This window comes from Streptomyces sp. NPDC048825, assembly GCF_043198355.1.
In the GTDB taxonomy this organism is placed as follows: domain Bacteria; phylum Actinomycetota; class Actinomycetes; order Streptomycetales; family Streptomycetaceae; genus Streptomyces; species Streptomyces xiangluensis.
The window spans coordinates 1-18,803 of sequence record NZ_JBICUR010000003.1 but is presented as its reverse complement, the minus strand read 5'-3'; the positions used below and the strand labels follow the sequence as shown (position 1 = coordinate 18,803).

At 70.1% G+C, this 18,803-nt stretch carries 21 protein-coding genes; 9 read left to right on the top strand and 12 right to left on the bottom strand.

The window, feature by feature from the left end; genetic code table 11:
* Positions 1–72 precede the first annotated feature (72 nt).
* Positions 73–1,113, bottom strand: a complete 1,041-nt coding sequence (locus ACGFNK_RS08740; RefSeq protein WP_393413326.1) for an NAD(P)-dependent alcohol dehydrogenase — start codon at positions 1,111–1,113, stop codon at positions 73–75.
* A 186-nt stretch (positions 1,114–1,299) separates the two neighbouring features.
* Between ACGFNK_RS08740 and ACGFNK_RS08735 the strand changes: the two genes are divergently transcribed.
* Complete coding sequence (locus ACGFNK_RS08735) at positions 1,300–2,211, top strand: helix-turn-helix transcriptional regulator (RefSeq protein WP_393413324.1); 912 nt, start codon at positions 1,300–1,302, stop codon at positions 2,209–2,211.
* Positions 2,212–2,238: 27 nt separating this feature from the next.
* Here the strand turns inward: ACGFNK_RS08735 and ACGFNK_RS08730 are convergent, their stop codons facing one another.
* Together ACGFNK_RS08730 and ACGFNK_RS08725 are read right to left on the bottom strand one after the other, a co-directional pair.
* The gene (locus ACGFNK_RS08730) at positions 2,239–3,009 is read right to left on the bottom strand and encodes a group II truncated hemoglobin (protein WP_393413322.1); all 771 of its coding nucleotides are present in this window, start codon (positions 3,007–3,009) and stop codon (positions 2,239–2,241) included.
* A gap of 120 nt (positions 3,010–3,129) precedes the next feature.
* Entirely contained in the window at positions 3,130–4,383 is a 1,254-nt protein-coding gene (locus ACGFNK_RS08725; RefSeq protein ID WP_393413320.1) for an Ig-like domain-containing protein, read from the bottom strand.
* 466 nt (positions 4,384–4,849) lie between these two features.
* Here ACGFNK_RS08725 and ACGFNK_RS08720 point away from each other — a divergent pair, with 466 nt between their 5' ends.
* Entirely contained in the window at positions 4,850–5,176 is a 327-nt protein-coding gene (locus ACGFNK_RS08720; RefSeq protein WP_388685954.1) for an LPXTG cell wall anchor domain-containing protein, read from the top strand.
* Positions 5,177–5,180: 4 nt separating this feature from the next.
* Here ACGFNK_RS08720 and ACGFNK_RS08715 read toward each other — a convergent pair whose 3' ends face one another.
* The 3 genes from ACGFNK_RS08715 to hutH form a co-directional block, all read right to left on the bottom strand.
* Positions 5,181–6,659 carry a DEAD/DEAH box helicase gene (locus ACGFNK_RS08715; protein ID WP_393413318.1) on the bottom strand — a complete coding sequence of 493 codons (1,479 nt, stop codon included), beginning with the start codon at positions 6,657–6,659 and terminating at the stop codon, positions 5,181–5,183.
* 121 nt (positions 6,660–6,780) lie between these two features.
* A complete protein-coding gene (locus ACGFNK_RS08710; protein WP_003991681.1) occupies positions 6,781–6,984 on the bottom strand; it encodes a cold-shock protein in 204 nt (67 codons plus the stop codon).
* Between the two features lie 198 nt (positions 6,985–7,182).
* Complete coding sequence (gene hutH, locus ACGFNK_RS08705; RefSeq protein WP_393414373.1) at positions 7,183–8,721, bottom strand: histidine ammonia-lyase; 1,539 nt, start codon at positions 8,719–8,721, stop codon at positions 7,183–7,185.
* Between the two features lie 139 nt (positions 8,722–8,860).
* Here hutH and ACGFNK_RS08700 point away from each other — a divergent pair, with 139 nt between their 5' ends.
* A complete protein-coding gene (locus ACGFNK_RS08700) occupies positions 8,861–9,445 on the top strand; it encodes an antibiotic biosynthesis monooxygenase (protein WP_393413315.1) in 585 nt (194 codons plus the stop codon).
* 26 nt (positions 9,446–9,471) lie between these two features.
* Here the strand turns inward: ACGFNK_RS08700 and ACGFNK_RS08695 are convergent, their stop codons facing one another.
* From ACGFNK_RS08695 to ACGFNK_RS08685, 3 genes are all read right to left on the bottom strand, one after another.
* Positions 9,472–10,623 carry a diguanylate cyclase domain-containing protein gene (locus ACGFNK_RS08695; RefSeq protein ID WP_393413313.1) on the bottom strand — a complete coding sequence of 384 codons (1,152 nt, stop codon included), beginning with the start codon at positions 10,621–10,623 and terminating at the stop codon, positions 9,472–9,474.
* A gap of 81 nt (positions 10,624–10,704) precedes the next feature.
* Positions 10,705–11,511, bottom strand: a complete 807-nt coding sequence (locus ACGFNK_RS08690; RefSeq protein WP_393413311.1) for an enoyl-CoA hydratase/isomerase family protein — start codon at positions 11,509–11,511, stop codon at positions 10,705–10,707.
* 140 nt (positions 11,512–11,651) lie between these two features.
* A complete protein-coding gene (locus tag ACGFNK_RS08685) occupies positions 11,652–11,873 on the bottom strand; it encodes a hypothetical protein (RefSeq protein WP_393413309.1) in 222 nt (73 codons plus the stop codon).
* 110 nt (positions 11,874–11,983) lie between these two features.
* Here ACGFNK_RS08685 and ACGFNK_RS08680 point away from each other — a divergent pair, with 110 nt between their 5' ends.
* The gene (locus ACGFNK_RS08680) at positions 11,984–12,586 is read left to right on the top strand and encodes a hypothetical protein (RefSeq protein WP_393413307.1); all 603 of its coding nucleotides are present in this window, start codon (positions 11,984–11,986) and stop codon (positions 12,584–12,586) included.
* Here the strand turns inward: ACGFNK_RS08680 and ACGFNK_RS08675 are convergent.
* Together ACGFNK_RS08675 and ACGFNK_RS08670 are read right to left on the bottom strand one after the other, a co-directional pair.
* On the bottom strand, positions 12,583–13,788 hold the full coding sequence (locus ACGFNK_RS08675; RefSeq protein WP_393413305.1) for an adenylate/guanylate cyclase domain-containing protein: 1,206 nt from the start codon (positions 13,786–13,788) through the stop codon (positions 12,583–12,585). The two genes, ACGFNK_RS08680 and ACGFNK_RS08675, sit on opposite strands and share 4 nt — an antisense overlap.
* Positions 13,789–14,058: 270 nt before the next feature.
* Positions 14,059–14,958, bottom strand: coding sequence for a biotin--[acetyl-CoA-carboxylase] ligase (locus tag ACGFNK_RS08670; protein ID WP_393413303.1), 900 nt, complete (start codon positions 14,956–14,958; stop codon positions 14,059–14,061).
* Positions 14,959–15,095: 137 nt separating this feature from the next.
* Here ACGFNK_RS08670 and ACGFNK_RS08665 point away from each other — a divergent pair, with 137 nt between their 5' ends.
* The 4 genes from ACGFNK_RS08665 to ACGFNK_RS08650 all read left to right on the top strand — a co-directional run bounded on the left by ACGFNK_RS08665 (position 15,096) and on the right by ACGFNK_RS08650 (position 17,850).
* The gene (locus ACGFNK_RS08665; RefSeq protein WP_386353749.1) at positions 15,096–16,694 is read left to right on the top strand and encodes an acyl-CoA carboxylase subunit beta; all 1,599 of its coding nucleotides are present in this window, start codon (positions 15,096–15,098) and stop codon (positions 16,692–16,694) included.
* A gap of 20 nt (positions 16,695–16,714) precedes the next feature.
* On the top strand, positions 16,715–16,921 hold the full coding sequence (locus ACGFNK_RS08660) for an acyl-CoA carboxylase subunit epsilon (protein ID WP_344391746.1): 207 nt from the start codon (positions 16,715–16,717) through the stop codon (positions 16,919–16,921).
* A gap of 86 nt (positions 16,922–17,007) precedes the next feature.
* On the top strand, positions 17,008–17,136 hold the full coding sequence (gene mmpB, locus ACGFNK_RS08655) for a morphogenic membrane protein MmpB (protein WP_344391747.1): 129 nt from the start codon (positions 17,008–17,010) through the stop codon (positions 17,134–17,136).
* Positions 17,137–17,229: 93 nt separating this feature from the next.
* A complete protein-coding gene (locus ACGFNK_RS08650) occupies positions 17,230–17,850 on the top strand; it encodes a Maf family protein (RefSeq protein WP_388685976.1) in 621 nt (206 codons plus the stop codon).
* Between the two features lie 6 nt (positions 17,851–17,856).
* Here ACGFNK_RS08650 and ACGFNK_RS08645 read toward each other — a convergent pair whose 3' ends face one another.
* On the bottom strand, positions 17,857–18,333 hold the full coding sequence (locus ACGFNK_RS08645) for a hypothetical protein (protein ID WP_393413300.1): 477 nt from the start codon (positions 18,331–18,333) through the stop codon (positions 17,857–17,859).
* A 374-nt stretch (positions 18,334–18,707) separates the two neighbouring features.
* Between ACGFNK_RS08645 and ACGFNK_RS08640 the strand changes: the two genes are divergently transcribed.
* On the top strand, positions 18,708–18,803 hold a 96-nt coding region (locus ACGFNK_RS08640), incomplete at its 3' end, for a biotin carboxylase N-terminal domain-containing protein (RefSeq protein ID WP_279617129.1).

Genomic DNA, 18,803 nt, shown 5'->3' with positions numbered 1-18,803 from the left:
TCCGTTTGACGTGAACAGACGCTACCTGGCTTCGGGTTGCTGATGGGCGCGGGATGACCGGAGGCGACCGATTCAGATCGTCGCGGTGTCGATCACGAACCGGTACCGCACATCGCTGCCCTGCACCCGCTCGTACGCGGTGTTGACCTCGGACGCCTCGATCAGCTCGATCTCGGAGCCGATGCCGTGCGCGGCGCAGAAGTCCAGCATCTCCTGGGTCTCCGCGATGCCACCGATCATGGAACCGGCGAGGGTCTTGCCGCCGCCGATCACCGAGAACAGGTTGAGGGAGATGGGCTCCTCTGGGGCACCCACGTTCACCAGCGCGCCCTGCGTCTTCAGCAGCGTCAGGTAGGCGTTGAAGTCCAGGGGGGCCGAGACCGTGGAGACGATCAGGTCGAAGGTGCCCTGCAGTTCCTGGAAGGTCTTCGGGTCGCTCGTGGCGTAGTAATGGTCGGCGCCCAGCCGCAGGCCGTCGTCCTTCTTGCGCAGGGACTGCGACAGCACCGTCACCTCGGCGCCCAGCGCGTGCGCGATCTTCACGCCCATGTGGCCGAGGCCGCCCATGCCGAGGATCGCGACCTTTTTGCCGGGGCCGGCGTTCCAGCGCTTCAGCGGGGAGTAGAGCGTGATGCCGGCGCACAGCAGGGGCGCGGCGACGTCGAGGGACAGTCCGTCGGGGATACGGACGACGAAGTTCTCGTCGACGACGATCTTCTGCGAGTAGCCACCGTAGGTGGGCTCGCCGTCCTTGCCGATGCCGTTGTACGTCGGGACGTTGCCCTTGACGCAGTACTGCTCCTGGCCGGCCTTGCAGTTGTCGCACTCGCGGCAGGAGTCGACCATGCAGCCGACGCCCACGCGGTCGCCGACCTTGTACCTGGTGACGCCGGGGCCGACCTCGGAGACGATGCCCGCGATCTCGTGGCCCGGGACCATCGGGAAGATCGCCTCGCCCCAGCCCTCCTGCACCTGGTGAATGTCGGAGTGACAGATGCCCGCGAACTTGATGTCGATCAGCACATCGAACTCGCGGACCGCGCGACGCTCGATGGTGGTGCGCTCCAGCGGAGCCTTGGCGGCGGGTGCGGCGTACGCAGCAACAGTGGTCATGCCGGGGGTTCTCCTAGCGAGGGTTCCGTGCCCGGCTGCCTTCTTTCCGTCCGGGCACGGCACCCAGCCTGCCTGACAGTTCAACATTCACCCAGACCACGGTTCTGCGTACGCACACCGTGCGTACTACTGGCGGGGTCAGGCTCCTGTGCGTACGACCGCGTATCGGCCGTGAATACTGGACGCATGGACGTACAGCGCGACTCCGCACACGAGCCCGGCACCGGCCTGGACCGGCGCGCCGAGCTCAGCGAGTTCCTGCGCACCCGGCGTGCCCGGCTGAAGCCGGAGGACGTGGGGCTGCCCGACTTCGGGCGGCACCGCCGGGTGCCGGGACTGCGCCGCGAGGAGCTGGCGCAGCTCGCCGGGGTGTCCGTGGCGTACTACACGCGCCTGGAGCAGGGCAACGGGCAGAACGTCTCGGCGGAGGTGCTGGACTCCATCGCGCGCGCCCTGCGCCTGACCGATGCCGAGCACTCACACCTCACGCACCTGGCGAAGCCGAAGCAGCACAAGAAGAAGCCCACCGCGCGGGCCCAGCAGGTGCGGGTCGCGCTGCGGCAGCTGCTGGACTCGATCGACGGTGTCCCGGCGTACATCGTGGGGCGCCGCTCGGACATCCTGGCCTGGAACCGGATGGCCGCGGCGGTCTTCGGCGACTGGGCGGAGCTGCCGCCGCAGGAGCGGAACTGGGCGCGGATGGTGTTCCTGAACCCCGCATACCGCGAACTGTTCGTGGAGTGGGACCAGAAACAGTCCGACATGGTCAGCTTTCTGCGCATGGACGCCGGCTGCCATCCGGACGATCCGCGGCTGTCCGCCCTGGTCGGCGAACTCTCCCTCAAGAGCGAGGAGTTCCGGCGGCTGTGGGCCAGGCACGACGTCAAGGAGAAGAGCCACGGCGTCAAGCGCCTGAGGCATCCGCTGGTCGGTGACCTGACCCTGTCCTTCGAGACGTTCCGCATGGTCGACGACGCCGAGCAGTCGCTGATCACCTACCACGCCGAACCGGGCTCCCCGTCGGCCGAGGCCCTGCGCCTGCTGGCCAGCTGGGGCACGGACGCCACGCGCGCGGGCAGGACCGCTCCCCAGGCGTAGCACCCCGCCGCGGAAGCCACGGAAGTCCTACGGCCGGTACGGCGGAGCCGCCCCCCAGCTCCACTTCGGCACCGGCTGCTCAGCCGGAGGCACGGCGTCCGGACCGGAGAAGTACACCGCGAGCCGCGTCCCCCACTCCGCGTACGCGACGAAGGCCGAGCGGAACTCGGCGTCGGTCGGGAGGCCCGCCTCGTCCGCCGCGTCCTGGAGGAGGTTGACCCATCGGCGGCGCTGCACCTCGGTGATGCCCTTGCCGAGATGCTTGGCGACCATGTGACCGTGGCCGCCCTGCGTCTCGGAGTAGGCCGGCGGACCGCCGAAGACCTCTCCGAGCCAGAGCGCGACATGCGAGGCGTGTTCGGGGTCGAGACCGGCGAAGACGGGGGCGAGGACGTCGTCCCCCAGGACCTTGTCGTAGAACACCTCTGTGAGCCGGGAGAAGGCCTCGGCGCCGCCCGCCCAGGCGTACAGCGTCGGCATGGACGCGCCCGTGCCGCGTACGCTGGTCGGCTTGTAGTGACGCATCTCCTCGATGTTGCCGACGTACGGCCGGATCTCGGCGAGGAAGTCGGAGAACAGCTCCGACTTCCGGAAGCCCTCGAGGTGGTCCTCGGTCGAGGTCCAGGTGATCCGCAGGATGAAGTGCTCGAAGTCCTCCTCGCAGCGCGCCAGTTCGTAGTCGACGCACTGGGGGGCCGCTGCGAGGTGGGCGGCGGCACGGGTGTAGGCGGCCAGGAACTCAGCCGACTGCTGTTCGGGAATCCGGTACCGGATGTACTCGACGGTCTGAACAGTCATACCCCCACACAAACACGAACGGCCCGCCGGAACCATGAGGTCCCGGCGGGCCATCGTCTGTCTATGCCCACCGCGTAAGAACCGGACGCGTCGCATCCGCGCCGCCCGCGGAGCCGTCCGTCAGACCGCCGAACCCGCCTTCCACTGGGCCCAGTCCATGTTCCAGCCGTTGAGGCCGTTGTCCGGAGTGATGGTCTTGTCGCCGGTGTTCTGGACCACCACGACGTCACCGATCATCGAGTTGTTGTAGAACCAGGCGCCTTCGGTGTTCGGGTCGTTCGCACCTTCGGTGTCGTTCAGACCGACACAGCCGTGGCTGGTGTTGACGTTGCCGAAGACGGAGTCGGCACCCCAGTAGTTGCCGTGGATGAAGGTGCCGGAGGTCGACAGGCGCATGGCGTGCGGCACGTTCTCGATGTCGTACTCGCCCTTGCCGTCGTCGTCGGTGAAGCCGACCGTCGCGCCGTTCATCCGGGTCTCCTTGAACTTCTCGGAGATCACCATCTGGCCCTCGTACGTCTTGTTCTCGGGCGAACCGGCGGAGATCGGAATGGTCTTGACGGTCTTGCCGTCGCGCATGACCTTCATCTGCTTCGTCTTGGCGTCGACGACCGAGACCTGGTTGCGGCCGACCGTGAAGGAGACCGTCTTCTGCTGTACGCCGGAGACACCCTCCGCGCCCTCGACGCCGTCCAGCGCCAGCTTGAGGGTGACCTTGGAGCCGCTCTTCCAGTACTCCTCGGGGCGGCAGTCCATGCGCTGGGTGCTGAACCAGTGGCAGACGACCTCCTGGCCGCTGCTGGAGGTGACCGTGATCCCCTTCTGCACGGCCTCCTTGTTGGTGATCTCCTTGTCGAAGTTGATCGAGACCGGCATACCGACGCCGACCGTGGCACCGTCGTCGGGCGTGAAGGTGCCGATGAAGCTGTTGGACGGGGAGACGGTCGTGAACGAGGCGTTCTCGTGGGCGGTGCGGCCCTCGGAGTCCTTGGCGGCGACCGTGAGCTTGTACGTGGTGGACCGCTCCAGCTGAACGCTGGGCGACCAGCTCTTCTTGTCGGCCGATATCTCGCCTTCGACGGCGTCGCCGCCCGAGGTCTTCATGGTGACATCGGTGAGCGTGCCCTTGCTCACGGTGACCTTGGCGGCGTTGTTGATGGAGGCGTTGTCGGCGCCGTCCTTCGGTGTGATCTTGATTTCGGCCTCGGAGCTCTTCTCGGCCGCCGCCTCGTCGACCTTGGACTGCGAGGTGCCGTCCCCCTCGGCGCCGGACTTGCCGTCGTCGCCGCTCCCGCTGCACGCAGAGAGCACCAGCACCCCTCCGAGCAGTGCGGACGCGACCGTCAGGCCTTTGCGCCGCTTACTGTTCGTCATCACACGCTTCTCCATCGTTGCCGAATCCCCAAGACACCTGAGAGTCCCCGTAACTTCTAGAAACGCTAAAACCGATTCATTCCGTTCCACATATGTCGCCGGTGTGGGGCACACCACGTCGGTACGACGTCGTACGACTGGTGCGGGTGTCGGTCAGCGCTACCCCTGAGACGACAGAACCCCGGGTTCCGGTTGCCTCCCAGGGTCACGATTACCCCAAATCGCGTCGGGCAGCCTTGTCTTGATCGCCCAACACGACTTTGTCGTCCACCGCGACATCATCCTCGCCGCGGTACCGATCAGGCGAATCGGGGCCGCAGTGTCTTCCGTCACTGCACCGTGACCGTGCCCTCACGGAGGCCGTTCGCCGGGCTCACAGGTACCGTGACTTTCCTGAGACCCGCGTCTTTCATTAGCATCGGTCCTCACGGCCAATTCGCCTGCACCGCAAGGGGATCGATATTCCGTGTCCGCCGCTCGTCGATCGCTGCTGACCGCCACCGCCGCGGGCACCCTCCTGGGTGCCCTGTGGTTCGTCCCGTCCGCCAATGCGACGTGGGACGGCCCCGCGGCGGAGGCCAGAGCAGAGCGGACGTCGACCATCACGCAGGCCAAGTCCGCCTCCACCGACTCGGCTTCCACCGACCAGTCCGCCCAAACGCAACTCGCCGACACCGGCAGCTTCGACACAACCCCGTACGTGGTCGGCGGAACGCTGTTCCTCGGCCTGGGCGCGGGCTTCGTCGTCTATTCGGTGCGGCGGGAGCGGGACGGGGCGTCAGGGGCGTACTAGACGGCTAGCTACGGCTGCGCGGACGCGGGCCGCCCCGCCGTGCTCCACCACCCCTGCGCGGCCGGGACTTCGGCTGCGCGGCCGCGGGCGTCGGCACCTCGACGACCACAGGGACGCCGGACGGCTCCCTCGCGCCGGTGATCCGCGTCAACTCCTCGTCGCCGGACTTGATCCGTACCGTCCGCGGGCTGATCCCCGCGTCCGACATCAGCCGGGTCATCTCGCGCTTCTGCTCCGGCAGGACCAGAGTGACCACGCTGCCGGACTCGCCCGCGCGGGCGGTACGGCCGCCGCGGTGCAGGTAATCCTTGTGGTCGGTCGGCGGGTCTACGTTCACGACGAGGTCGAGATCGTCGACATGGATGCCGCGGGCCGCGACGTTCGTGGCGACCAACGCGGTGACCTGACCGTTCTTGAACTGGTCGAGGGTCCGGTTGCGTTGGGGCTGCGAGCGACCGCCGTGCAGCGCGGAGGCCCGTACGCCGTTGGCCAGCAGCCGCTTGGCGAAGCGGTCGGCGCCGCGCTTGGTGTCCACGAAGAGGATCACGCGGCCGTCGCGGGCCGCGATCTGCAGGGCGACGGCCTTCTTGTCGGTCTCGTCGAGGACGTGCAGCACGTGGTGCTCCATGGTCGTCACCGCGCCGGCCGAGGGGTCGACGGAGTGCACGACCGGGTCCGAGAGGAACATCCGTACGAGCTTGTCGATGTTCTTGTCCAGCGTCGCCGAGAACAGCATCCGCTGCCCGTCCGGCTCGACCTGCTTCAGCAGCGCGGTGACCTGCGGCATGAAGCCCATGTCGGCCATCTGGTCGGCCTCGTCGAGGACGGTGATCCCGACCCGGGCGAGGGTGCAGTCGCCGCGGTCTATGAGGTCCTTGAGCCGCCCGGGCGTGGCCACGAGCACTTCGGCGCCGCGTCGCAGCGAGCCCGCCTGTCGGCCGATGGACATTCCGCCGACGACGGTGGTGAGCCGCAGGTTGACGGCGGTGGCGTACGGCGTGAGTGCGTCGGTGACCTGCTGCGCGAGCTCGCGCGTGGGCACCAGGACCAGCGCGAGCGGCGCCTTGGGCTCGGCGCGGCGGCCGGCATTGCGGGCGAGCAGCGCGAGACCGAAGGCGAGGGTCTTGCCGGAACCGGTCCGGCCCCGGCCCAGAATGTCGCGACCGGCAAGGGAGTTGGGCAGGGTCGCGCCCTGGATCGGGAAAGGCTCGATGACGCCCTGAGCCGCCAGGGTCTTCGTCAGCGCGGGCGGCATGTCCAGCGCGTCGAAGGACTCGACGGCGGGCAGCGCGGGCGTGACGGACACCGGAAGCGTGAACTCCCGCGGCGGGGTGGCGGGCGACGACGGCTTCTTGCGTACGTTCCTGGCGCCGCCGTTCGCGGCAGCGGGAGCCCCGCCGCGAGCGCCACGGGAACCGCGAGCACCTCGAGAATTCGCCGGCCGTTTACCGGCGGGTCGTTCAGGGCGTTCGAATCGAGTCATGCTGATGGGAAATTCCTTCCTATCGCGGGCCTCAAGGACCTGCTGGACGCGCGGACGGCACGAGCCGGGGCCCGCACCCGAAGGTGCGGACCCCGGCTCGATTTGAGCGTGTCCCTGAAAATTAGGCGGGGACGATGTTCTCCGCCTGCGGGCCCTTCTGGCCCTGCGTGACGTCGAAGGTGACCTTCTGGCCCTCTTGCAGCTCACGGAAGCCCGAGGTGGCGATGTTGGAGTAGTGGGCGAACACGTCCGGGCCGCCACCCTCCTGCTCGATGAAGCCGAAGCCCTTTTCCGAGTTGAACCACTTCACGGTGCCAGTTGCCATGTGTCATTTCTCCTGATAGGTGGGCCCCATCCGGAAATGACCGGTAAAACAAAACGCGCCTGAGAGAGGATTCCTTTCAGGCGCACAAAGTTAATGGGTACCAAAAACGTTTCGTTACGAACCCTAGCACAGATCCCGGCGGGGGCACGGTCTGCCGGCGTGCCCCCGCTCACACCTTCCGAGGGACCCCCGGAACTCCTACGCCAGCGGGCCCGTCACGGGCTCGACCGCCGCGACCAGATGCCCCCCGCGCACGAAGGCGTCGGCGGCCTCCAGGTCCGGTGCGAGGAAACGGTCCGGGCCCGGCCCCTGGACGCCCGCCGCACGGACCGCGTCGATGACCGCGCGGGAAGCGGGAGCCGGGGTGAGGCCCTCGCGGAGCTCGATGGCGCGGGTGGCGGCATACAGCTCGATGGCGATGATCCGGGTCAGGTCGTCCACCGCGGTACGGAGCTTGCGGGCGGCCGACCAGCCCATCGACACATGGTCCTCCTGCATCGCGGAGGACGGGATCGAGTCGGCCGAGGCCGGGACGGCGAGCCGCTTCATCTCGCTGACCAGGGCGGCCTGCGTGTACTGGGCGATCATCAGCCCGCTGTCCACGCCCGCGTCGTCCGCGAGGAAGGGCGGCAGCCCGTGCGAGCGGTTCTTGTCGAGGAGCCGGTCGGTGCGGCGCTCGGCGATCGAGCCGAGGTCGGCGGCGGCGATCGCCAGGAAGTCCAGTACGTACCCGACGGGGGCGCCGTGGAAGTTGCCGTTCGACTCCACGCGGCCGTCGGGCAGCACGACGGGGTTGTCGACGGCGGCGGCGAGCTCGCGGTCTGCGACCAGGCGGGCATGGGCCATGGTGTCGCGGCCGGCGCCGGCGACCTGGGGGGCGCAGCGCACGGAGTACGCGTCCTGGACGCGCGGGGCGTCACCCTGGTGGTGACCGGTGAGGCCGGAACCCTTCAGCACGGCGAGCATGTTGGCGGCGCTGGCGCCCTGGCCGGGGTGCGGGCGGATGTCGTGCAGCTCGGGAGCGAGGACCTTGTCGGTGCCGAGAAGCGCCTCGAGGGAGAGGGCTGCGGTGATGTCGGCGGACTTGTAGAGGGTGTCGAGGTCGGTCAGGGCCATGATCAGCATGCCGAGCATGCCGTCGGTGCCGTTGAGGAGGGCGAGGCCTTCCTTCTCGCGCAGCTCGACGGGCTCGATGCCGTGGGCGGCGAGCAGTTCCCCGGCGGATCGTACGACGCCGTCCGGGCCCTCTGCGTCCCCCTCGCCCATCAGCGCCAGGGCGCAGTGGGAGAGCGGTGCGAGGTCGCCGGAGCAGCCGAGGGAGCCGTACTCGTGCACGACCGGGGTGATGCCGGCGTTGAGGATGTCGGCCATGGTCTGCGCGACGGCCGGGCGTACGCCGGTGCGTCCCGAGCAGACGGTCTTGAGCCGCAGGAACATCAGGGCGCGTACGACTTCCCGCTCGACCCGCGGGCCCATTCCGGCCGCGTGCGACCGCACGATGTTGCGCTGGAGCTGGGCGCGCATCTCCGGGCTGATGTGCCGGGTCGCCAGGGCGCCGAACCCGGTGGACACCCCGTACACGGGTTCCGGCTTGGCCGCCAGCGCGTCCACGATCTCGCGCGCGGCGCCGAGCGCCGCCACGGCGTCCTCGGAGAGCTCGACGCGCGCCCCGCCCCGCGCCACGGCGAGCACGTCGGCCGCGGTGACACCGGTCGTCCCCACCACCACAGTATGCATATCCATATTCAGGAGCCTAGAGAGTGAATCGCTAATTGTCACGACCGCTGCCGGGGCTGGGTCCTTACAAGGCCCTGCGGGAGCCTTACGGTGCCCTGCACGGGGCATGAGGGGCGCGGTCCGTGGCACGCGGATCCGTATGAACCACAGCGCCCTCCGTACGAACCACAGCACCCAGTGCACCGAACCGGTCACGGCCGTCTTCACCTGGAAGGTACGCCCCGGAAGGGAAGCCGAGTTCGAGCGGTGGACCCATGGCATCACCCGCAGTGCTTCGCGGTTCCCCGGGAACCAGGGGGTCGCCTGGCTGCGCCCCGAGGACGGGCACCGCTTCCACGCGGTGGTGCACTTCTCCGATCCGGAGCGGCTGTCGCAGTGGCTGACGTCCCGGGAGCGGGCGGACTGGCACGCACGGATCGAGGGCATCGCCACCGAGATCAGCGGCGAGCGGCAGTCGACGACCGGGATGGAGACCTGGTTCAGCCTGCCCGGTACGACGGTGCAGTCCCCGCCCCGCTGGAAGATGGTGCTGACCACGTTCCTCGCGGCCTATCCGCTGGTCCTGCTGGTCCAGTGGCTGCTGGTGCCCCACACGACCGGCTGGCCGCTGCCGCTGCGCGCGGTGGTCTTCCCGGCGGTACTGCTGCCCACGCTGACGTATGTACTGATGCCGCGTCTGAGCCGCCTGCTGCGGCTGTGGCTCTATCCGTCGCCGTCGCCGTAGACGAGAGGGGCGGGAGCCGGGCCGGACTAGGGGTTCCGGCCCCTGAACCGGCGCCGATCGCCGGGCAGCTCGGGCGGGGGACGGTCGGCGAGGCGGATGACGGGGTCCTCGGGGCCACCCTCGCGGCCTGCGACGACGGGCTTGGGGGCGCGGGCGGCCTTGGCCCGGTACTGGGCGGCGTCCGCGAGGCGGAAGAGGCGGCGGGCCGAGCGGACGTCGCCGATGGGGTCCCCGGTGGAGGCGACACCGCACGCGACGCCCTCGCCGAGCTCCAACTCGACGGCCCGGCGGCACAGTTCATCGGCCACGCGGACGACCTCGTCGGCAGCCGGGCCCACGGCCAGCAGGCAGAACTCGTCACCGCCGAGGCGGGCGGCGAGCGTACCGGGGAGCATCGCGCCACACAGCGAGAGGACCGAGCCGAACCGCTCCAGGAGCCGGTCGCCCGCGGCATGGCCCCGGGTGTCGTTGACGCGCTTCAGGCCGTTGATGTCGCAGACCACCAGGCTGACGACCGCGTCGTCGGCACGATGCCGCTCGAGGGCCTCGTCCAGGCGAACGTCCACGGCGCGGCGGTTCGCGAGGCCGGTCAGCGCGTCCGTGAAGGCGAGCCGGCGGACCTCCTCCAGGCGTTCGGTCTGGGCGATCCCGGCGGCGGCGACCGAGGCGAGGACGGTGGCGAAGTCGGCGTCGGCGCGCGCGAAGACGGGGGCTCCCGCCCGGCGGGCCACGTACAGCTCACCCCAGGCCCTGCCGTGCAGCACTATCGGTGCGACGACACAGCAGCCGCGCCGGCGCCTGCGCAGCGCGGCGACCCTCTGGTGGCAGTACTCGGCGCGACCCCCGGCCGGCCCCTCGGCCGTCTCCACCCAGGCGTTGGGCCCGCCGCCGGCCGCCCACCGCTCGTGCAGGAACTCCGTGATCTCCGGGAACTGATGCACGGGGTACGCCTCGTAGTCGGGGTACTCCTCCTCGTCCGCCGCCCGCTCCCCCACGTTCACGAGCACCCGCAGCCGGCCGAGCTCCCGTTCCCACACGGACAGCGCGGCGAAACTCCCGGCCAGTGCATGACAGGCCCCGACTGCGGCCGCACGCCACGACTCCTGCGGGGTGTGCGCGGCGGCCATGCCCTGCGCCAGCGCCACCACGGCCCTCAGCCGCACATCGTCACCGCCCATTACTCCAGGTTAATGACGTTTGCGGTGATTTGGGATGTCGAGGCGCCGAACAGGGGTTTCTTGACGCCCGGAGGGCGCCTCCTACTCCCCCGGCCACTCCGGCGAGCGCTTCTCGTTGAACGCCGCGACTCCCTCCGCGCGGTCACCCGAGAAGGCGACCGAACGCCATGCCGCGTCCTCGACCTCCAGGCCCGTACGCAGATCGAGGCCCTGTCCGAGGCGGAGGGCGCGTTTGGCTGCGCGCAGGCCGACGGGCGAGTTCGCGGCGATCCGTGCGGCCAGCGCGAGCGCCTCCTCGCGGTCGCGGCCCGCCTCGACGAGGTCGTCCACGAGGCCCAGCTCCCGCGCCTCGGCGGCTTCCACCCGTCGCGCCGAGAAGACCAGCTCGGCGGCGCGGGCCGCGCCGACGCGGCGCGGGAGCAGTTGCGTGCCGCCGCCGCCCGGGATCACGCCTACGGACACCTCGGGCAGCCCCACCACGGCCGTACGGTCCGCCACGATCAGGTCGCAGGCCAACGCGAGCTCGAAGCCGCCGCCCAGCGCGTAGCCGTGTACGGCCGCGATCGTGGGCATCGGCAGATCCAGTACGCCCGTGTACGCGGCCCGCGCCACCGGCCGCTGGCGCACCAGCTCGGCGTCCGTGAGCGAGTTCCGCTCCTTCAGGTCGGCGCCGACACAGAAGGCCCGCTCGTGGGTGGAGGTCACCACGACCACGCGCACGTCCCGGTCGGCGGCCAGCGCGTCACAGGCGCCGGCGAGCGACCGCGCCATCTCGGTGGACACGGCGTTCATGGCTTTGGGCCGGTCGAGCGCGAGCTCCGCGACGTGCGCATGGCGTCGCACGACGACGAACTCCCCATAGCGCTGCTCCGGGCTCTGCTCGGCCATGACGTCCTCCTGGTTAACGCGAGTTAACTTTCGTGGCCTGATCATCCCAGTGAGGGCCTCCCGGGGAAAGGGCAGGGCGACGCCGGAGAGGACAGTACGGGCCATTTGCGACTGGTCGCTCGGTCTGCGCGCTGACCGGGCTACGGGGTGGGGACGGAGTGGGCGGCACCGAAATAGCGGCCCGTGTGGCGGAAGCAGCCGCGGGAGAGGCGTTTGGTGAGCGGAGCTCCGGCGCGGCCCATCGCGTTCGGAGTGATGCCGATGCGCCAGGTGAATCGGCAGTGGGCCGGTCCGTCGGCTTCGACCAGGTAGTCCTCGGCGGCGCTGACGAACAGAGGAAGCCGGGCGCGACTGTCACGCATTCGACCCCTTTCGAGTGATGCGTGCCCGAACCCCGCCGCCCCGCCCCGCGGCGCGCATAGCCTGCGCTCCGCGACAGCGCCGGGGGGTGCGTTCAATTCAGGGAGAGCACATGCGGGACGGGGGGACCAAGCCGGTGGCGGACGAACAGGCACCGGTCCACGAGGCGGCCCGCGCGGAGCGGCCTCGGGGGCGTCATCGCAAGCCGCGGCCCCGCCGGATGCTGGTCACCGTCGGAGGGCTGGCGTTGGCGGCGGGGGCGCTGAGCCTGATGCGGCTCGCACCGGAGCCGCCGGGCGGGACGGACGGGGGCGTCACGGCCACGGACATCGAACCCGCCGAGATCGAGCCCGCTGACGTCGAGCCGACGGCGGCCGGGTCCACGGAATCTCATGTTCCGGTCTCGGACACCGGGTCGGCTACGGCCGAGGGCACCCCGAGGCCCCGTCGCTCCCCCTCTGCCATCGCGCCTCCGAGCGCCGGCTCCGGGCCCGAGCGGGCCTCACGTCCGACCATCACACCCGCAGCGACGCCACCCGCGTTTTCCCGTACCGCCGCCCCTGACGACCCGACCGCAGCACCCGAGCCGGTGAAGCCGCCCGCCCCCGAAAAGCCGTCGACCCCGACACCCCGGCCACCGACATCAGACCCAGACCCCGACCGCCCAGACCTGTGCGTACCGATCGTGGCCCTCTGCCTGGACAGCCCCGGCTAGACCCTGCGGTTCAGCAGCCACGGCTCGACCACGCCGAGACCGCGCACCGGGCGCTGCCACATCGGCTGGAGCGCGAAGCGGTACGTCGGTGGCTCCTCACCCTCCTTCTCCGCCGCGGCAGCCGCTTCGGCGGCCTCCGCCTCGGAAGCGGGCGCGTCACCTGTGCGCGTCAGCTCCTCGGCGAGCGCGCTGTCCACCAGGACGGCGTCCCGAGGGGCTATCGAGGTGAGCCGCGAGGCGAGGTTCACGGTCGCGCCGAAGACGTCGCCCATGCGCGTCGTCACCGTGCCGAAGGCGATGCCGACGCGCAGTTCGGGCATCGTCTCGTCATTGGCCATGGTCTCGATGAGGCGCAGGGCGATCTCGGCGGCGACACCCGGGTCGTCGGCGGCGTACAGCACCTCGTCGCCCAGGGTCTTGATCAGGCGGCCCCCGTGCGCGGCCACCAGGTCCGCGGAGGTGGTCTCGAAGGCCTCGACGAGTTCGCCGAGCTCCTCTTCCTCCATGCGGCGCGTCAGGCGCGTGAAGCCGACAAGGTCCGCGAAGCCGACGGCGAGGCGGCGGTCGACCATCTCCTCGTCGTCCGCGGCCTGCACGACCCGGCCGGTCGCGGCGGCGAGCTGGCGCCGCCAGACGTAGACGAGGAACTCCTCCAGCTCGGGCAGCAGCAGCTCGACCAGGGGGTACGTCACTTCCGTGCGCGTCATGCCCGGCTCGGGCGGCTCGGTCAGGCCCTCCAGGAAGGAGTCGATCTGCCACTCGGCCAGGCGGGCGGTGGTCTGGCCGGTGGAACGGGCCACCTGGATCGCCATGGCCTCGCTCAGCAGCCCCGCCTCCACCAGACCGGCAAGCCGCCGCAGCGCGAGTACGTCCGCCTCCGTGAGCGCCCTGGCCTGGCCGATGTCGGCGAAGCCCATGGCCCGCCAGAAACGTGACGCCAGGTCCATGGAGACACCCGCGCTGCGGGCCGCCTGGAACGGGGTGTAGCGCCGCTCGGCTCCGAGGATGAGCTGCTCCAGGCGGAGTGCGAGGGGGTCGTGGTCGTCGCCGGAGTCGTCCACGTGTGCGTCCAACCGGTCGTGTGCCTCGGCCCGGTCGACCCGCGCGGCCGACGCGCCGGCGACGGAACCGGCGCTGCGCGCCGGCTCACCGTCGGAGGCGGGGTGTGCACCCGTGCCGGAGCCCGTGTCGTCGACGGTCACGCCTGCTGCCCTTCCGATCTGCCACGGTCACTTTCGACCGGCCTCAACTCTACGGCAGGTGTGCTGTGGCTCACTCCTGCGCTGCGGGCCCGCCTGCCGTTCCGGCCGGGGGTCCGGGGGTTGCCCCCGGGAAGACACAGCACGGCAGTGTGCTGTGGCTCACTCCTGCGCGGGCCGGCCCCAGTACGCCTTGGCCCCCACCAGAGTCGTACGACGCGGTCCGGCCTCCGTCTCAACAGCCAGTCCCGAGTACCCCACAGGCACCGCCGTTCACTTCTCACCCTCCGCCCGCAGATGCACGATGTCCCCCGCCCCGATGGGCTGCTGCACCCCTTCGCCCGTGGCCAGCACCAGCCGTCCGTCCCCGTCGACCGCCACCGCCTCCCCCACCAGCGAGCGATCCCCGGGCAGCTCCGCCCGCACCGTCCGCCCGAGCGTCGCGCACCCCGCGGCGTACGTCTCCTGGAGCCGGGAGGCGGCGGGATCACCGCCGGCGGAGCGCCAGTCGACGTACCAGCGCTCCAGCGAGCGCAGCACGGCCCGCAGCAGCGGGTCTCGGTCGGTGACCGGGGATCCGGCCAGCGCGAGTGATGTCGCCGTGGGGACCGGCAGTTCGTCCTCGCGGAGCGTGACATTGATGCCCATGCCGATCACGACGCCGTCGTTCCCGGCGCGCTCGGCGAGGATGCCGCCGACCTTGCGCTCTTCACCGCCCACGGTGAGCAGCAGGTCGTTCGGCCACTTCAGGGCCGTGTCCACGTCGGCCGTGCGGGACAACGCGGTGGCCGTGGCGACCCCGGCGAGCAGCGGCAGCCAGCCCCAGCGCTCGACGGGCACCTCGGCGGGCTTCAGGAGGACGGAGAAGAAGAGGCCCGAGCGTGCCGGGGCCGTCCACTGGCGGTCCAGGCGCCCGCGCCCGGCGTTCTGCTCCTCGGCCACGAGGACCGCGCCCTCCTCGGCTTTGCCGTCGGCGGCCAGGGCGACGAGGTCGGAGTTGGTGGAGCCGGTGCTGGACACCAGCTCGACGGCGGTCCAGAACCCCCCGTCCCGTACGAGCGCGCGGCGCAGCGCGGTGGCGTTGAGCGGCGGACGGTCCAGGTCGGACCAGCGGCCGTCGTCCCGCCCGTCGTCGCGGCCATCGTTCGCATCTGAGTCATCTCGCGGCGTCATGCAACCCACACTAGGTGTGGTAAACGCCGCACTGCCGAACGGTAGGCACCGCACTACGCTACGGATGAGTAGCCATCCCCCCTTCTGAGCACCTCACTCGCCACGTCCCCACTGAGCAGGCAGGGAGCCCCATCCCGATGTCCGAGCCGGAACAGCTGCAAGAGATCGACATCCACACCACCGCGGGCAAGCTCGCGGATCTGCGGCGCCGTATCGAGGAGGCGACGCATGCCGGCTCGGCGCGTGCCGTCGAAAAGCAGCACGCCAAGGGCAAGCTGACAGCTCGTGAGCGGATCGAGCTGCTCATGGACGAGGGGTCCTTCGTCGAGCTGGACGAGTTCACGCAGCACCGCTCGACGGACTTCGGCATGGAGAAGAACCGGCCGTACGGCGACGGGGTCGTGACTGGTTACGGCACGGTCGACGGCCGCCCGGTGGCCGTGTTCTCGCAGGACTTCACCGTGTTCGGCGGCGCCCTGGGCGAGGTCTTCGGGCAGAAGATCATGAAGGTGATGGACTTCGCGCTGAAGACGGGCTGCCCGTTCATCGGCATCAACGACTCCGGCGGCGCCCGCATCCAGGAGGGCGTCTCGGCGCTCGGCATGTACGGCGAGATCTTCCGCCGCAACACCCACGCCTCCGGGGTGATCCCGCAGATCAGCCTGATCGTCGGCCCGTGCGCGGGCGGCGCGGTCTACTCCCCCGCGATCACCGACTTCACGGTGATGGTCGACCAGACCTCGCACATGTTCATCACGGGCCCGGACGTGATCAAAACGGTGACGGGCGAGGATGTCGGCTTCGAGGAGCTGGGCGGCGCCCGCACCCACAACGCCACCTCCGGCGTGGCCCATCACATGGCGGGCGACGAGAAGGACGCGATCGAGTACATCAAGTCGCTGCTGTCCTACCTCCCGTCGAACAACCTCAGCGAGCCGCCCGCCTTCCCCGAGGAGGCGGACCTGGCGCTCACCGACGAGGACCGCGAGCTGGACACGCTCGTACCGGACAGCGCGAACCAGCCGTACGACATGCACACGGTGATCGAGCACGTCCTGGACGACGCCGACTTCTTCGAGACACAGCCGCTGTACGCGCCGAACATCGTCACCGGCTACGGCCGCGTCGAGGGCCACCCGGTGGGCATCGTGGCCAACCAGCCGATGCAGTTCGCGGGCTGCCTGGACATCAAGGCGAGCGAGAAGGCGGCACGTTTTGTGCGCACCTGCGACGCCTTCAACGTCCCGGTGATCACCTTCGTCGACGTACCCGGCTTCCTGCCGGGCGTGGACCAGGAGCACGACGGCATCATCCGCCGCGGCGCCAAGCTGATCTACGCGTACGCCGAGGCGACCGTCCCGCTGATCACGGTGATCACCCGCAAGGCGTTCGGCGGCGCGTACGACGTCATGGGCTCCAAGCACCTGGGCGCCGATCTCAACCTCGCCTGGCCGACGGCCCAGATCGCCGTGATGGGCGCGCAGGGCGCGGTCAACATCCTGCACCGCCGCACCATCGCCGCCGCGCCCGAGGAGGAGCGCGAGGAGGTCCGCCAGCGGCTCATCCAGGAGTACGAGGACCGGCTCCTCAACCCCTACGCGGCGGCCGAGCGCGGCTACATCGACGGCGTGATCATGCCGTCCGAGACCCGCTCCCATGTCGTACGGGGCCTGCGTCAGCTGCGTACGAAGCGGGAATCACTGCCTCCGAAGAAGCACGGCAACATCCCCCTGTAGGGCACCAGTTGGGAGCGGTCATGATCAAGGTCGTACGGGGTAATCCGACCCCGGAGGAGCTGGCCGCCGCACTGGCGGTGGTCCAGGCGCGCGCCGCGGCGGTGGCCGCCGCCCCGTCCGGCGCGCCCCGCGAGCCGGACGCCTGGGCGAACCCGGCACGCGTGGCGATGAGCCGGCTGCCCGCGCCCGGTCCCAGGGCGTGGGGGCGTACGTACTGGCCGGGCTAGGGGCTCGGGCTGGAGGATTTCCGTCCTACGCAAGATGAGTACGCGTACTCAGGCGGCCGGACCCGGCGCGGAGTCACGATCGTGGAATGCTGTGGTCCGACCCCGAGAACGAGCCGCCCAAGGAACTGCGCGACATGCAGGACATGTTGCGGCGGCTGGGGATTCTCATGGCGTTGGCGATGGTGCTCGCGATGATCGTGCTCGGCGTCATGTGACCCGCCGCCGGTCACAGGGGCGGTCACCTGGCCAGTGACCGCCCCGACGCCCTTCCCCGACGCCCCCTGCCGCCGCGTCGCTACCCTGGCCGCATGACTGATCAGCCGCGCCGTCGACTCGTCCTCGCCTCCCAGTCCCCTGCCCGGCTCGCACTGCTGAGGCAGGCCGGCCTCGACCCCGAGGTCGTCGTCAGCGGGGTCGACGAGGAGTCCGTGACCGCCCCCACCCCCGCCGAGCTGGCGCGCGCCCTCGCCGAGGCGAAGGCTTCGGTGGTGGCGGCGAAGCCCGAGCTCAAGGGCGCCCTGGTGATCGGCTGCGATTCGGTGCTCGACCTGGACGGCGAGGCGCTCGGCAAGCCCGCGGACGCCGAGGAGGCCACCGCGCGCTGGAAGTCGATGCGTGGGCGCGCGGGCACGCTGCAGACGGGGCACTGCGTGTACGACACGGTGACGGGACGGTACGCCTCGGCGACCGCGTCCACCGTGGTCCGGTTCGGTGAGCCGACGGACGCGGAGATCGCCGCGTACGTCGCCTCGGGCGAACCCCTCTACGTGGCAGGGGCGTTCACGCTCGACGGCCGCTCGGCCCCGTTCATCGAGGGCATCGACGGCGACCATGGCAACGTCATCGGGATCTCACTGCCGATGCTGCGCCGCCTGCTGGCCCAACTGGGCGTCGGGATCACGGAGTTGTGGACCCCCCGGGAGAGCTGACGCCGATCAGGAGGCCATGGGTGCCGGGGGCGTGACCGTGGAGCCCGGCCCGTCGCCGTCACCCGGCACCGCATCGGAGACGTCGGTCCCGTCCTCACGGTCGTACGCCATGAAGATCAGCACGATCAGCCCGAACACCACCATCATGAAGGCGAACGCGCCCCAGCCCACCAGGCCGACCGCGAACGCGCCGACCAGGCCGTGCACCACCGCCGCGCTGATGAGCAGGATGCGGCCGAGGCCGGCGGGGGCGCGGTCGCGCAGGGCGACACGCAGCGCGACGAAGCCGCAGAGGGCGAAGTAGAGGCCGAAGACCAGGCCCGCGATCTTCGAGGACACGGACATCATGCCCGCGTCGAGCCCCGCGAGAGACATCTCCTGCCGGTCGACTACGACGCCCATGAACCAGTTGACAAGTGCGATGCCCACCGCCTCCGCGAAGAGCACGATCCCGGCCACCCACGCCACCGGCCTGCGTACCACCGGCCCCCACCCACTTTCGACTGCCGTTCGAGCGGGGCTTGCGTTACCCCAAGTAGCGTTCCGTACATCCCGAACGCTACTAACGGGTAAACCCTGGGACAAGGGATCCGGTGAAGGCAAAGATTCATTGGTCCATTCGTAGGGACTCCACAAAGAAACAGAGTGGGCCGCAGCACGCTCTCACAGAGACCTTGAACACATCAGGGGGCTAGGGTTCTTGAGAAGACCCCTGCGTACCGCGGTGCGACAAGGGATTTCGCGGGCGAGCGGACCTCGTATCACGCTCCGTGTGGGCAAGCTCACCACCGGGGATGGGTCGAAACGACGTGTCGGCAGTCCCTAAACTCGGCTTGTTTCAAGGAGAGGGAGCCAACGTGCGCAAGGTGTTGATCGCCAATCGTGGCGAAATCGCTGTCCGTGTCGCCCGGGCGTGCCGAGACGCCGGTATCGCGAGCGTGGCGGTGTACGCC